Origin of the sequence: Thermocrispum municipale DSM 44069 (genome assembly GCF_000427825.1) — a bacterium.
Classification (GTDB): Bacteria; Actinomycetota; Actinomycetes; order Mycobacteriales; family Pseudonocardiaceae; genus Thermocrispum; species Thermocrispum municipale.
In genome coordinates this window covers 37917-51383 of sequence record NZ_ATYT01000019.1, presented here as the reverse complement: position 1 = coordinate 51383, position 13467 = coordinate 37917, and the positions used below count along the sequence as shown (strand labels likewise).

Annotated in this window: 15 protein-coding genes; 14 read left to right on the top strand and 1 reads right to left on the bottom strand. The window is 68.7% G+C overall.

Going from position 1 to position 13467, the window contains the following annotated elements; genetic code table 11:
- The first annotated feature begins 133 nt into the window (after positions 1 to 133).
- Genes ngcE through YWM_RS0114630 form a run of 3 tightly spaced genes read left to right on the top strand, consistent with a single transcriptional unit; the run spans position 134 to position 3369 of the window.
- Complete coding sequence (ngcE, locus tag YWM_RS0114640) at positions 134 to 1543, top strand: N-acetylglucosamine/diacetylchitobiose ABC transporter substrate-binding protein (protein WP_043661162.1); 1410 nt, start codon at positions 134 to 136, stop codon at positions 1541 to 1543.
- Between the two features lie 9 nt (positions 1544 to 1552).
- Positions 1553 to 2479: a carbohydrate ABC transporter permease gene (locus YWM_RS0114635; RefSeq protein WP_028851352.1), complete on the top strand. Its 927-nt coding sequence runs from the start codon at positions 1553 to 1555 to the stop codon at positions 2477 to 2479.
- Entirely contained in the window at positions 2476 to 3369 is an 894-nt protein-coding gene (locus tag YWM_RS0114630) for a carbohydrate ABC transporter permease (RefSeq protein ID WP_043661160.1), read from the top strand. The genes YWM_RS0114635 and YWM_RS0114630 overlap by 4 nt, the downstream gene beginning before the upstream one ends.
- Before the next feature lies 1 nt (position 3370).
- Here the strand turns inward: YWM_RS0114630 and aroA are convergent, their stop codons facing one another.
- Positions 3371 to 4642 (bottom strand): 3-phosphoshikimate 1-carboxyvinyltransferase, encoded by a 1272-nt coding sequence (aroA, locus tag YWM_RS0114625; protein ID WP_043661159.1) that lies wholly within the window; start codon positions 4640 to 4642, stop codon positions 3371 to 3373.
- Positions 4643 to 4714: 72 nt separating this feature from the next.
- On the opposite strand from aroA, the gene YWM_RS0114620 reads away from it, so the two are divergent.
- From YWM_RS0114620 to scpB, 11 genes are all read left to right on the top strand, one after another.
- Complete coding sequence (locus YWM_RS0114620) at positions 4715 to 6382, top strand: CTP synthase (protein ID WP_028851349.1); 1668 nt, start codon at positions 4715 to 4717, stop codon at positions 6380 to 6382.
- Entirely contained in the window at positions 6379 to 7047 is a 669-nt protein-coding gene (locus YWM_RS0114615; protein WP_052344917.1) for an NUDIX domain-containing protein, read from the top strand. Before YWM_RS0114620 ends, YWM_RS0114615 begins: the two co-directional genes overlap by 4 nt.
- 50 nt (positions 7048 to 7097) lie before the next feature.
- Positions 7098 to 8033, top strand: coding sequence for a site-specific tyrosine recombinase XerD (gene xerD, locus YWM_RS0114610; RefSeq protein ID WP_028851347.1), 936 nt, complete (start codon positions 7098 to 7100; stop codon positions 8031 to 8033).
- A 4-nt stretch (positions 8034 to 8037) separates the two neighbouring features.
- A complete protein-coding gene (locus YWM_RS0114605; RefSeq protein ID WP_028851346.1) occupies positions 8038 to 9051 on the top strand; it encodes a Gfo/Idh/MocA family protein in 1014 nt (337 codons plus the stop codon).
- Positions 9052 to 9248: 197 nt separating this feature from the next.
- A complete protein-coding gene (locus YWM_RS0114600) occupies positions 9249 to 9602 on the top strand; it encodes a hypothetical protein (protein WP_028851345.1) in 354 nt (117 codons plus the stop codon).
- A gap of 94 nt (positions 9603 to 9696) precedes the next feature.
- On the top strand, positions 9697 to 9927 hold the full coding sequence (locus YWM_RS26470) for a hypothetical protein (protein ID WP_028851344.1): 231 nt from the start codon (positions 9697 to 9699) through the stop codon (positions 9925 to 9927).
- Positions 9875 to 10402, top strand: coding sequence for a 23S rRNA (adenine(2058)-N(6))-methyltransferase Erm(C) (locus tag YWM_RS0114590; RefSeq protein ID WP_028851343.1), 528 nt, complete (start codon positions 9875 to 9877; stop codon positions 10400 to 10402). Before YWM_RS26470 ends, YWM_RS0114590 begins: the two co-directional genes overlap by 53 nt.
- A 130-nt stretch (positions 10403 to 10532) precedes the next feature.
- A complete protein-coding gene (locus YWM_RS0114585; RefSeq protein ID WP_084612420.1) occupies positions 10533 to 11459 on the top strand; it encodes a ParA family protein in 927 nt (308 codons plus the stop codon).
- A complete protein-coding gene (locus tag YWM_RS0114580; RefSeq protein ID WP_028851341.1) occupies positions 11456 to 11836 on the top strand; it encodes a hypothetical protein in 381 nt (126 codons plus the stop codon). Before YWM_RS0114585 ends, YWM_RS0114580 begins: the two co-directional genes overlap by 4 nt.
- 41 nt (positions 11837 to 11877) lie before the next feature.
- Positions 11878 to 12708, top strand: coding sequence for a segregation and condensation protein A (locus YWM_RS0114575; RefSeq protein WP_028851340.1), 831 nt, complete (start codon positions 11878 to 11880; stop codon positions 12706 to 12708).
- Entirely contained in the window at positions 12705 to 13460 is a 756-nt protein-coding gene (gene scpB / locus YWM_RS23790; protein WP_043661157.1) for an SMC-Scp complex subunit ScpB, read from the top strand. The genes YWM_RS0114575 and scpB overlap by 4 nt, the downstream gene beginning before the upstream one ends.
- Positions 13461 to 13467 lie beyond the last annotated feature (7 nt).

The following is a 13467-nucleotide window of genomic DNA, read 5'->3' as shown; positions in this document are numbered from 1 at the left end:
CCCGCACCAGGGTGCGGCCGTCGGCGCGGCGAGGCTTGCCGCATTGGCTCTTGCTGAAAACAAATTTTGACACTAGCGTCCTTGCTCGATCGCAAGTATCGTCCCTGCCCATCCATCGGATGAGGAGGCCGACATGGTCGACGTGGACAGGCGGGTATTTCTGCGCCAGGCCCTTGCGGCAGGGGCGCTGTTCCTACCGGTGTCGGGGATGATGGCTGGTTGCGCGACCGCCGGCGGCGGTGGCAACGAGCAGGCGAAGGGGGACGTGTCGGCGAAGAACCCGCTGGGTGTCGATTCGTCGGCCGCGCTCGAGGTGGTCACGTTCGCCGGCGGGTTGAAGACCACCTTCCCCGAGGTCCAGGCCGCGTACAAGAAGGCGCACAGCGGCGCGGACCTCTCGGTCAAGGGCATGGTCAACATCAACTCGCTGCAGCCGCGGTTCGCCAGCGCCGACCCCCCTGATCTGGTCGACGACTCCGGCGCACAGAAGATCCCGCTCGGCACCCTGGTCGGCGGCAAGCAGCTGGCCGACCTCGGGCCACTGCTGGACGCGCCGTCGGTGGACGATCCGAACGTCAAGGTGCGCGACACGTTGGTCGACGGCACCGTCGAGGTGGGCAGCTACAACGGCACCTTCCACGCGCTCAACTACGTGCTGTTCGTCTACGGCATGTGGTACTCGCGCTCGCTGTTCGACAAGCACGACTGGGAGATGCCCGAGCAGTGGGACGACTTCCTGGCGTTGTGCGAGGAGATGAAGGCGGCGGGCCTGGCGCCGGTGGGCTACGCCGGCCAGAACGCCGCGCAGTACGTCACCACCACGCTGCTGACCATGGCGGCCAAGGCGGGTGGCCCGGACGTCCTGGTGAAGATCGACAACCTGGAGCCGGGCGCGTGGGAGCAGCCCGCGGTGGGTGACGCGGCGGCGGCCATCGAACAGCTCGCGACCAAGGGCTACCTGCTGCCCGGCGCGGCCGCGCTCGAGCACACCGAGGCGCAGACCGAATGGGTCAAGGGCAAGGTCGGCGTCTACCCGAACGCCTCGTGGGTGGAGAACGAGATGAAGTCGGCCACCCCGAAGGGCTTCGACATGGTGATGTCGCCGGTCCCGAGCCTGTCGAGCGACGACGCGATGCCGACCGAGACGCTCTTCGCCAGCCCAGGTGAGTCGTTCATCGTTCCGGCCAAGGCCGACAACGTGCGGGGCGGCATGGAGTTCTTGCGCTACATGCTGGCCAAGGACAGTGCGATGGCGTTCACCGAGTCCACCGGCTCGCTCACCGTGGTCGAGGCGGCCAACGCAGCGGTCAAGCCCAAGACCACCGGACTGGAGTCCACCCAGGCGGCGCTGAAGGCGGCGGGCAAGAACACCGTCACCTACATCCACAACCTGTGGTACGGCGACATGCACAAGGCGTGCACGCAGGCGATGGCCGACCTGCTGACCGGCCGCAAGAGCGCGGAGGAGTACGTCAAGGCCTGCCAGGCGGCCGCCGACAAGACCGCCGCGGACGACTCGATCGAGAAGTACGAGCGGAAGTAGCCCTCGCCAGTGCGCCACGGCAAGTACCGGTTCATCGTCTCGTTCCTTGCGGTGCCGCTCGGGCTGTACATCCTGTTCGTCGTCTCGCCGAACGTGCAGGCGGTGATCTACAGCTTCACCGACTGGAGCGGGTACAGCGACCAGATCAACTTCATCGGGTTCGACAACTACGCCCGGTTGCTGTCCGACGACACCTTCTGGATCGCGCTGCGCAACAACGCGGTGCTGCTCGTGGTGCTGCCGCTGGTGACCATCGCGCTCGGGCTGCTGTTCGCCTACTTGATCAACATCGGCGGCACGCGACGTGGCGCGGTGGCCACCGGCCTGCGCGGGTCGAAGTTCTACAGCGCGGTGTTCTTCTTCCCGTACCTGTTGTCGGTGGCCATCATCGCCATCCTGTGGCGGCAGGCGTACAACCCGCGCGGCGGCATCGTGCCGGAGACGATGTCGGCGCTCGGCATCGACCCGCCCGCCGACGGCCTGCTCGGCTCACCGCAGACCGCGCTGTGGGCCGTCATCGGCGTCGCGGTGTGGCACGCCGTCGGCTTCTACGTGGTGCTGTTCACCGCAGGCCTGGCGGCCATCCCGCGCGACGTGTTCGAAGCCGCCGCGTTGGACGGGGCGAACCGGTTCACCATGTTCTTCCGCATCACGCTGCCGCTGCTGTGGGACAACGTGCAGGTCGCGTTCGTCTACCTGGGCATCATCGCGCTGGACTTCTTCGCCATCGTCAACATCATGACGCCGCACCCGGAGGCGATCGCCAACTCGACCGAAGTGGTGGCGCACTACCTGTACACGCGAGCGTTCAGCGGTGACATCAACCCGCAGTACGGCTACGCCTCGGCGATCGGCGTCGCGTTGTTCTTCCTGACGCTGACGCTGGCCGCGCTGATGTTCCGGGTGACCCGCCGGGAGAAGGTGGAGCTGGGATGACGCAGACGGCCGTGCCACCCCGCACCGAGTCCCCGACGCCGACCCCGGTCAAGGCGCGCGGCTCGTGGCGCCCCACCGACGCGTTCTTCCACGTGACGTTGGCGGTGTGGGCGCTGGTGTCGGTGCTGCCGCTGCTGTGGGCGGCCATCACCGCGTTCAAACCGAACGACGAGGTGTTCGGCACGCCGTTCGAGCTGCCCAGCGAGTGGCGGGCGGACAACTTCGTCCGCGCCTGGGGCGGGGCGTCGATCGGTCAGTTCTTCCTCAACACGGTGATCGTGGTGGCCGGGGCGCTGGTGCTGACCATGCTGCTGTCCACGATGGCCGCCTACGTGCTGGCCCGCTACGAGTTCCGCGGCAACCGGTTCCTCTTCTACGTCTTCGCCAGCGGGCTGATGTTCCCGATCTTCCTGGCGGTGGTGCCGCTGTTCTTCGTGGTGCAGAACCTCGGACTGCTGCACACCCACCTGGGTCTGATCCTCGCCTACACCGCCTACGCGCTGCCGTTCTCGGTGTTCTTCCTGACCGCGTTCTTCCGCACCTTGCCCACCGCGGTCGCGGAGGCGGCGATGATCGACGGTTGTTCGCACAGCGGCGTGTTCTTCCGCGTGATGTTGCCCATGGCGCGGCCGGGCATCGTCAGCGTCGCGCTGTTCAACTTCCTGAGCATGTGGAACCAGTACCTGCTGCCGCTGGTGCTGAACCAGAACAACGAGTCGACCGCGGTGCTCACCGAGGGCCTGGCGACGTTGGTCGCCCAGCAGGGCTACGACGCCGACTGGAGCGCATTGTTCGCCGGGATGGTGATCAGCATGCTGCCGGTGCTGATCGTCTACCTGATCTTCCAGCGCAAGATCCGGGAAGGCTTCGTGGCAGGGGCGATCAAGTGAGCTAGCCGGCGATCATCGAGCTCCACGTCTCGACGAAGCCGGGGAACGTCTTGCCTACGGTGCCAGGGTTCTCCACCTGAACACCTGGCACCCGCAGACCGACGACGGCCGCAGCCATCACCAAGCGGTGGTCCTCGTAGGTGTGGAAGCGCCCGCCGTGCAGCTGACCCGGGTAGATGCGCAACCCGTCGGCGGTTTCGCTGACCCGGGCGCCCAGCCCGCTGAGCTCGGTCGCCAGCGCGGCGAGCCGGTCGGTTTCGTGACCCCGCAGGTGTGCCACACCGGAGATGGTCGACGGCCCGTCGGCGAAGCACAGCAGCGCGGCGAGCACCGGGGTGAGCTCGCCGACTTCGTGCAGGTCCAGGTCGGCGCCGGGGAATCCGGCGGGGCCGGTGATGAGCAGGCCGTCGGCGTCGAGCGTCACCGTGGCGCCGAGCTCGCCCAACAGGACACGCAGGTAGTCGCCCGGCTGGGTCGTCGTCTCCGGCCAGTCGGGGATCCGTACCGAGCCGCCGGTGAGCATGGCTGCGGCCAGGAACGGCGCAGCGGTCGACAGGTCGGGTTCGACGGTGTAGTCAGGGCAGCTCAGCTGCCCGGGCGGCACGTGGAACCGGACGCCGTCGCGCTCCGGCCGCGCACCGAACGTGCGCAGCAGGTCGAGCGTCATCGCGATGTGCGGTTCGCTCGGCGGCTTGTCTCCGACCAGCTGAACCGTCACGCCTTCGTCGAACGCGGTGCCGCTGAGCAGCAGGGCGGACAGGAACTGGCTGGACGCTGACGAATCCAGCTCGACATGACCGCCGCGCAGCCCGCCACTCCCGTGCACGGTGAACGGCAGCCCGTCGCCGTCGATCGTCGCACCCAGTTTCCGCAACGCCGCCAGCAGCGGCGCGATCGGCCGCCGGTACAGCGCCTCGTCACCGTCGAACCGCACCCGTTGCGTCCCGATCGCGGCCACCGGCGGGACGAACCGGGCCACCGTGCCCGCGTTGCCCAGCTCGACGGTCACCTCCGGCTCACCGTTCCGTCGGGGGTGCACCAACACGCCGTCCTCGACCCGCTCCGACCGCGCCCCGAGCGCCGACAGCGCGCCGAGCATCAGCCGGGCGTCGCGGGAGTCGAGCGGATGCCGCACCCGCGTCCCGGTGTCGGTCAGCGCTGCCAGCAGAAACGCCCGATTGGTGATCGACTTCGACCCGGGGACCCGCACCGTGGCTTGCAACGGCGGGTCGGACGGCGTCAAGGTGGGAACGGCCCAGTCGGGGCTGCGCATGCGGGAATGACCTCCGGTGACGATGCGGGTGTCGCCCGCCGGTTCGGCGGATGCGTGTTAGCGTAGAGGCCCGTGGGACTTCAGCCAGCCAAGGCCGCCGTAGTCAAGCACGTATTCGTCACCGGCGGTGTGGCCTCTTCTCTCGGCAAGGGCTTGACCGCCTCCAGCCTCGGGCAACTGCTCACCGCGCGCGGACTGCGCGTGACGATGCAGAAGCTCGACCCGTATCTCAACGTCGACCCGGGAACGATGAACCCTTTCCAGCACGGTGAGGTGTTCATCACCGAGGACGGCGCGGAGACGGATCTGGACATCGGTCACTACGAACGCTTCCTGGATCGTGACCTGTCGGCCAACGCCAACGTCACGACCGGCCAGGTGTACTCGGCGGTGATCGCCAAGGAACGGCGAGGGGAGTACCTGGGCGACACCGTCCAGGTGATCCCGCACATCACCGACGAGATCAAGTCGCGCATCCTCGGCATGGCCGACGAGGACACGCACGTGGTCATCACCGAGGTCGGCGGCACGGTCGGCGACATCGAGTCGCTGCCGTTCCTCGAGGCCTGCCGCCAGGTACGGCACGAGATCGGCCGCGAGAACTGCTTCTTCCTCCATGTCTCGCTGGTGCCGTACCTGGCGCCCTCCGGGGAACTGAAGACGAAGCCGACCCAGCACTCGGTGGCCGCGCTGCGCAACATCGGTATCCAGCCGGACGCGCTGGTGTGCCGCGCCGACCGGCAGATCGGCGAGGACCTCAAGCGCAAGATCGGCTTGATGTGCGACGTGGACACCGACGCGGTGATCGCGTGCCCGGACGCCCCGTCCATCTACGACATCCCCAAGGTGCTGCACGCCGAGGCGCTGGACGCCTACGTGGTCCGCAAGCTGGACCTGCCGTTCCGGGACGTCGACTGGACGGTGTGGGGTGACCTGCTCGACCGGGTCCACCACCCGGACGAGACGGTCAAGATCGCCCTGGTCGGCAAGTACATCGACCTGCCGGATGCCTACCTGTCGGTGACCGAGGCGCTGCGGGCGGGCGGGTTCGCCCACCGGGCGAAGGTGGACATCCGCTGGGTGGCCTCCGACGACCTGAACACACCCAGTGGTGCGGCCGCCGCGTTGTCCGACGTGCACGGCATCGTCGTGCCCGGCGGGTTCGGCATCCGAGGCATCGACGGCAAGATCGGCGCGATCACCTATGCCCGGGAGCGGAAGATCCCGGTGCTGGGTCTGTGCCTCGGCATGCAGTGCATGGTCATCGAGGTGGCGCGGTCGCTGGCCGGGATCACCGACGCCGGCTCGACCGAGTTCGAGCCGAACACCAAGCACCCGGTGATCTCCACGATGGCCGAGCAGCTGGACGTCGTCTCCGGCGCCAAGGACATGGGCGGCACGATGCGGCTGGGCGCGTGGCCCGCGAAGCTGGTGGACGGCACGCAGGTGGCCAAGGCCTACGGCACCACCGAGGTGTCCGAGCGCCACCGGCACCGCTACGAGGTCAACAACGCCTACCGCAAGCAGCTGACCGAAGCAGGCCTGGTGATCTCCGGTACCTCGCCGGACGGCAAGCTGGTCGAGTTCGTCGAGCTGCCCGCGGACGTGCACCCGTTCTTCGTCGGCACCCAGGCGCACCCGGAGTTCAAGAGCAGGCCGACCAGGCCGCACCCGCTGTTCGACGCGTTCATCGAAGCGGCCGTGAAGTACCAGGCCGCGGAACGGTTGCCGCTGCCGTGACCGACACCCGGCCGGCCGGCCGAACGGGCGATCCGCGGCCCGGCGAGCACGAGTTCACCGTCGTGTCCAGCACCGACGTGCACATCGGCCGGGTCGTCGGGCTCCGCATCGACGAGGTCGCGATGCCGGGCGGCGGCACGGCCCACCGGGAGGTGGTCGAGCACCTCGGCGCGGTCGCCATCGCCGCGGTCGACGACGAGCAGTGCGTGACCCTGGTGCACCAGTACCGGCATCCCATCGGCCGTCGGCTGCTGGAACTCCCGGCCGGGTTGCTGGACGTAGCGGGGGAGGACCCGCTGCGCACCGCGCAACGCGAACTGCTGGAGGAAGCGGGCCTGAAGGCCGAGCGCTGGGACACGCTGGTCGACGTCGCCGCTTCCGCCGGGTTCACCGACGAAATGGTCCGGGTGTACCTGGCGCGAGACCTCACCGAGGTCGGCCGCAAGATTCTCGACGATGACGACGAGGAGCGCGACATCGTGCTGCACCGCATGCCACTGCGGGAGGCGGTGCAACGCTGCCTGACCGGGGAGCTGATCAACGGCGCGACGGTCAGCGGGGTGCTCGCCGCGGACGCGGTGCTGAATCACGGGGTGCCTGCCAGACCGGCGGACGCTCCGTGGCGGGACAGGCCGCGTGCGTTCGCGGCACGAAAGCGTTCCTGACCAGCGCGCGCCTGCCCGCGGACGGCCCCAGGCGGGACTATGGTGCAGCCATGAGCGGCATCCGGCCGGACCGCGCGATCCGGGCGTTTCTGGACCATCTGGTGGTGGAACGGGGAACGGCCCGCAACACGGTGGACAGCTACGCCAGGGACCTGCGTCGGTATCGGGCCCATCTGGACGCGCTCGGTCGCACCGACTTGGCCGCGGTGGAATCCGCCGACATCACAGCGTTCCTCGTGTCGCTGCGGGAAGGCACCGAGGACTTCCCGCCGTTGGCGGCCTCCTCCGCGGGGCGTGCGCTGGTCGCCGTCCGCGGGTTGCATCGCTTCGCGGTCAAAGAGGGCCTGGTGCCTCGTGACGTCGCGCGGGAGGTCAAACCGCCGCCACCACCGCGTCGGTTGCCGAAGGCGCTGCCGGTCGACGACGTGTTGCGGCTGCTGGACGTGACGGGCAACGATGACGAGCTCGCGCTGCGCGACCGGGCACTGCTGGAGCTGTTGTACTCCACGGGTGCGCGGATCTCCGAGGCCGTCGGGCTCGACGTGGACGATCTTGATGCGGACCAGCGAACCGTGGTGCTCGACGGAAAGGGTGGCAAACAGCGTCTGGTCCCTGTCGGTCGGCCCGCGTTGGATGCCGTCGAGGCGTATCTGGTGCGTGCCCGTCCGGCGCTCGCGGCGCGCACCAAGCGCCTCAGCACGACGCCCGCGCTGTTCCTCAACGCTCGCGGGGGACGGCTGTCGCGGCAGGGTGCGTGGCACGTACTGAAGGTCGCCGCCGAGCGCGCAGGGATCAAAGCCGACGTTTCCCCGCACACGTTGCGGCACTCGTTCGCCACGCACCTGCTCGAAGGCGGCGCAGACGTGCGCGTGGTGCAGGAGCTGCTCGGACACGCATCGGTCACCACCACGCAGGTGTACACACTGGTGACGGTCAACACGCTGCGCGAGGTGTACGCGACGGCGCATCCGCGAGCCAGGGGATAGTGCCATGGTGAACGCAGCCGATCCCGACCGACCGATCCGCTGGGGATTCCTGGGTGCGGGCCGTATCGCCGGCAAGTTCGCCGGCGACCTGCGCACCGCGCGCGGCAGCGAACTCGTCGCGGTGGCCGCACGTGACGCCGAACGCGCCCGCGCCTTCGCCGAGACCCACGGTGCCCGCCGCTCGTATGGTTCGTACGCCGAGCTACTGGCGGACGACGAAGTCGACGTCGTCTACATCGCGACCACCCACGGTCAGCACTACGAACAGGCGTTGCAGACCTTCGAGGCGGGCAAGCCCGCGTTGATCGAGAAGTCGTTCACGCTGAATGCGCGGCAGACCGCCGAGGTCATCGACGCGGCACGCAGTCGAGGGCTGTTCTGCATGGAAGGCATGTGGATGCGGACCAACGGCCTGATCCGCACCGCGTTGCAGCTGGCGAATGAGGGTCGTATCGGCGAGCTGCGCAGCGTGACCGTGGACAACGGCCTGCTGTTCCCCTACGACCCGGCGCACCGGCTTTACGATCTGCACCTCGGCGGCGGGGCCCTGCTCGACCTGGGCGTGTACGCCGTGACGTTCGCGTGGATCTTCTTGGGCGAGCCGGATCGTGTGCGGGCGACCGGCGCATTGGCTCCGACCGGCGCCGATCAGACGATGGCCATGCAGTGGGAGTACGACGACGACCGGTTCGCCCACGTGTCGTGCACGACCATGGCCGCGACGCCGCAGCGGGGGATCGTCGTGGGCACGAAGGGCTCACTGACGCTGGACAGGCCGTTCTACCGCCCGGAGCGGCTCATCGTCGAGCAAGCGGAAGGCCGGACCGTCACCAGCGAGGAGGTGCTGCAACCGATCGTCGGCAACGGGTTCGGCCCGGAAATCGCCGAGGTCGAACGCTGCCTGCGGGAAGGGCTGACGGAGAGCCCGCTGATCCCGCTGGACGACACGCTGGCGATCATGCGGCTGATGGACTCCGCCAGGGCCGAGGTCGGCGTCCGCTACGCCGCGGACACCTGAGACACCGGTCCGATCGCGGCGGGCCTTCGTTCATGGATGTCCTGTGGATGCGGACCAACCGCCTGATCCGAACTGCGCTGGTCGATACATGACGTGACCGTCGACAACGCTTCGCTGTCGCTCGTAGGATCCGGCGCACCGGCCCTACGAGCTGTACCCAGCTGATGCGCGAGGGCCATCAAGGAGGCATGGCACCAGTGCGATGGTTCAGGAAGAAGACGCGGCAAGGACGCAGCACGCACGGGGGCCGCAAAGCGTTCCGATACGTACTCGAGCTGGGCGACACGGAGAGCGACAGAGTGGTGTCCTCCGCGGTGATGGACCGTCTGGTGCAAGCCACCAAGGGACCCGCCTTGCACGCCTTGGACCGGCACTGGCGTACCGAGATGTGGTGTTCGGAGATCAGGACGCATACGAGCCTGCAAGGTCCTTGCGTGTATTTCATTCTCGACATCAATGTTCAGCCAGGAGAGACGCAGGACACCATGGCGCAGCGTGTCAACGACGAGTTCAGCAAATACTGGGACGCTGCCGTGCGCACCGTGCTGTAGCGGGCCGGCTCATCGTGGCGGCTGACGGGCGAACCGTCACCAGCGGGGAGGTCGTCGGCGACGGGGTCGGCCTGACCGATCGCCGAGTCGACCGGTGCTGGCGAGGAGCGTCGATCCGCACGACGGCACGCTGGCGATCATGTGGTTGATGGACTCCGCCAGGGCCGAAGTCGGCGTCGTCCGCTACGCCGCGGACGCCGGAAAAATTCGTTCGACCGTGACGGCGGTGATCACTACCGTGACCGGCATGACGTACATGGTGATGGTGCGCCGTGTCCGGCGCCCGGCGATCGCGTCGGGCGTGGGGTTGGCATCCGCTCGCTGACGAATGGGCGGCCCGCGTGGTCGCCGACGCCGACGTGCGTCCCGGGCAGTACGTGCTGGACATCGGCGCCGGGAAAGGCGCCCTGACCAAGCACCTGGTGGCCGCCGGGGCGCGTGTGCTGGCGATCGAACCGCACCCCGCTCGAGCCGAGGAACTGCAAGAACGCTTCGCCGGCCAACCGGTGACGGTGCTGCGTGTCGACGCCCGCGAACTCGTGTTGCCGCGGCGTCCGTTTCGGGTGGTGGCGAGCCCGCCGTACTCGATCAGTAGCGAGCTGCTGCGCAAGTTGCTGAAGACGCCGTCCGGGATGGTCGCCGCCGATCTCGTGTTGCAGCGCGCGGTCGTGCGCCGGTTCACCGATCCCGCGCGGGTACCGCGACGGTGGCGTGCGCGCATCGGCCGGTCGCTGCCACGTTCGGCGTTTCACCCGCCCCCGCGGGTGGATTCCGCGGTGCTGGTCGTACGCAAGCGGTAGGCGTCGAAAATGCGGCCGGTTGCTGCGGATTTGCGGACGAATCGCGGGCCACAACGGCGAGCCGCTTTGTTCGTTGCCGCGCCCGGTGCTTAGGCTTCCGACAGCAGCCACGGCAAGGAGCCTTCTCGCTATGTCGACATTCGAGCCACTCACGATGACGGCGACCAAGAGCCCGGGCGCCGACGAGGTCGACCAGGTCAACGGAGCCGACACCAACGGCACCCAGGCACGGGTGGGCCCGACCGGGCGCCCGTTGCGCGAGATCCCCACACCGCCGCCGGTGAAGGAGCACGGCCCGGCGCGCGTGCTGGCCATGTGCAACCAGAAGGGTGGCGTCGGCAAGACCACGTCGACGATCAACCTCGGGGCTTCGCTGGCCGAGTACGGGCGCAAGGTGCTGCTGGTCGACTTCGACCCGCAGGGCGCGTTGTCGGTCGGGTTGGGTGTGCAGCCGCACGAGCTGGACCGGACGATCTACAACGCGATCATGGAGCAGTCGTGCGACGTGCGGGACGTGCTGCGGCCGACCGGGATCGAAGGGTGCGACCTGCTGCCCAGCAACATCGACCTGTCGGCGGCCGAGGTGCAGCTCGTTGCCGAGGTCGGCCGTGAGCACAGCCTGCTGCGGGTGCTCAAGCCGGTGCTGGGCGACTACGACTACGTGCTCATCGACTGCCAGCCGTCGCTGGGCCTGCTGACGGTCAACGCGTTGACCGCGGCGCACGGCATCATCATCCCGCTCGAGTGCGAGTTCTTCAGCCTGCGTGGGGTGGCCCTGCTGATGGACACCATCGACAAGGTGCGGGAGCGGCTCAACCCGGACCTGGAGATCACCGGGATCCTGGCCACCATGTTCGACCCGCGCACGCTGCACTCCAAGGAAGTGATGGCGCGCGTGGTGGAGGCGTTCGGCGACAAGGTGTTCGACACGGTGATCAACCGGACGGTCCGGTTCCCGGAGACCACGGTGGCCGGTGAGCCGATCACCAGCTGGGCTCCCAAGTCCGCAGGTGCCGAGGCGTATCGGCAGCTGGCCCGTGAGGTGATTCTGCGGTGAGTCGACGGGCGCGGTTGCCCGGTGCGTCCGATCTGTTCTTCCGCAAGACGGCGGACCTCGGCACGGATCGGGGAGGGGCGACGCGGCGGGTCCCGCGGCGCGGGTCGCCACGAGTCAAACACGACACCAAGATCACGGTGTATCTGTCACAGCAGGAGCTGATCGCGCTCGAGCAGGCGCGGCTGACCCTGCGCGCCGAGCACGACCTGCGGGTCGATCGCGGCAGGCTGGTCCGGGAGGCGGTCGCGGTGATGCTGGCCGATCTGGAGGCCTCCGGCCCCGAATCGGTCCTGGTGCGCAGGCTCAGCAGTGACGACGAGGAGGCCGAGCAGGCCGAGCCCACCGATGCCGACGGGCCCGAGGAGACCGTGGCGTGATCGTGGCCGCGGACGACACTTCCGGCCCGGCGTCGGACACGGTGGACCAGCCCGACGAACAGCCGGAGGGTCGGCCGAAGTTCCGGGTGCGCCTGGAGAACTTCGAGGGGCCGTTCGACCTGCTGCTGCAGCTGATCTCGCAGCACGAACTCGATGTCACCGAGGTCGCCCTGCACCAGGTGACCGACGACTTCATCGCGCACACCCGCCAGCTCGGCCCGGAATGGAACCTGGACGAGACCACCGAGTTCCTGGTCATCGCGGCGACGCTGCTGGATTTGAAGGCGGCGCGTCTGCTGCCGTCCGGTGAGGTGGAGGACGAGGAAGACCTCGCCCTGCTGGAGGCCCGCGACCTGTTGTTCGCCCGCGTGTTGCAGTACCGGGCGTACAAGCAGGTGGCGGCGCTGTTCGCGGAACTCGAGGCAGGGGCGCTGCGGCGTTATCCGCGGTCGGTCTCGCTCGAGGAACGCTACGTCGAACTGCTGCCCGAGGTCATGCTCGGGGTGGATGCGGCGGCGTTCGCCGAGATCGCCGCCGCGGTGTTCCGGCCCAAGCCGCCGCCGACGGTGTCGCTGGACCACCTGCACGCCACCAAGGTGTCGGTTCGCGAGCAGGCGGCGGTGCTGCGGGTACGGCTGGCCGAACGTGGCGAGGCGACGTTCGCCGAACTGGTCGCCGACTGCGAGACCACGATGATCGTGGTCGGACGGTTCCTGGCGCTGCTGGAGCTGTACCGGGAGACGGTGGTGCAGTTCGACCAGCAGGACCCGCTGGGCGAGCTGCGGGTGCGGTGGACCGGGGGGACGGTCGAGGAGGCCAAGGCGGCCTCCGAGGCGGATCTGGCCAGTACCGAGGAGGAGGACTACGCGTGAGCGGGACGGCAGCGGCCGACGAGCCGCAGGAGTCCACCGCGGTCGATGAACGCCCGGAGGCGGTCGGCCAGGAACCCGAGCCGGACGACGCAGACACAACCCTCGACGCAGGCACCGTGGCTGTTGAGGGTGCCGCGACCGAGGACGAGGGCGCCGGCTCCGAGGCCGACGACGAGCCGGTCGCGATGGCCAAGGACCCGCTGCCGGATCTGACCTCCGACGAGGCGCTGATGTCGGCGCTGGAGGCGCTGCTGCTTGTCGTGGACGCGCCGATCGGGGAGGCGACGCTCGCGTCTGCGCTGGAGCAACCGGTCGACCGGGTGACCGAAGCCCTGCGCACGATGGCCAACGATCTGCAGGATCGCCGCAGCGGCATCGACCTGCGCCGGGTCGGCGACGGCTGGCGCTTCTACACCCGGGACGTCTACGCGCCGTACGTGGAGAAGTTGCTGCTCGACGGCCAGCGCTCGAAGCTGACCCGCGCGGCGCTGGAGACGCTGGCGGTCATCGCCTACCGGCAGCCGGTCACGCGCGCGCGGGTCGCTGCGGTGCGTGGCGTGAACGTCGACGGCGTGATCCGCACCCTGTTGGCCCGGGGGCTGATCGCGGAGGCCGGTACCGACCCGGAGACTGGTGGCACGCTGTACGAGACGACGGAGTTGTTCCTCGAGCGGCTCGGCCTGAGCTCGTTGAACGACCTGCCGCCGATCGCGCCGCTGTTGCCCGAGGTCGACTCGATCGACGACCTGTGACCGACCG

What these genes read in the sequence shown, in the direction of transcription:
- ngcE (WP_043661162.1), top strand. Translation starts at nt 134, where the DNA reads ATGGTCGACGTGGACAGGCGGGTATTTCTGCGCCAGGCCCTTGCGGCA.
- YWM_RS0114630 (WP_043661160.1), top strand. Translation starts at nt 2,476, where the DNA reads ATGACGCAGACGGCCGTGCCACCCCGCACCGAGTCCCCGACGCCGACC.
- aroA (WP_043661159.1), bottom strand. Translation starts at nt 4,642, where the DNA reads ATGCGCAGCCCCGACTGGGCCGTTCCCACCTTGACGCCGTCCGACCCG.
- xerD (WP_028851347.1), top strand. Translation starts at nt 7,098, where the DNA reads ATGAGCGGCATCCGGCCGGACCGCGCGATCCGGGCGTTTCTGGACCAT.
- YWM_RS0114605 (WP_028851346.1), top strand. Translation starts at nt 8,038, where the DNA reads ATGGTGAACGCAGCCGATCCCGACCGACCGATCCGCTGGGGATTCCTG.
- YWM_RS0114585 (WP_084612420.1), top strand. Translation starts at nt 10,533, where the DNA reads ATGTCGACATTCGAGCCACTCACGATGACGGCGACCAAGAGCCCGGGC.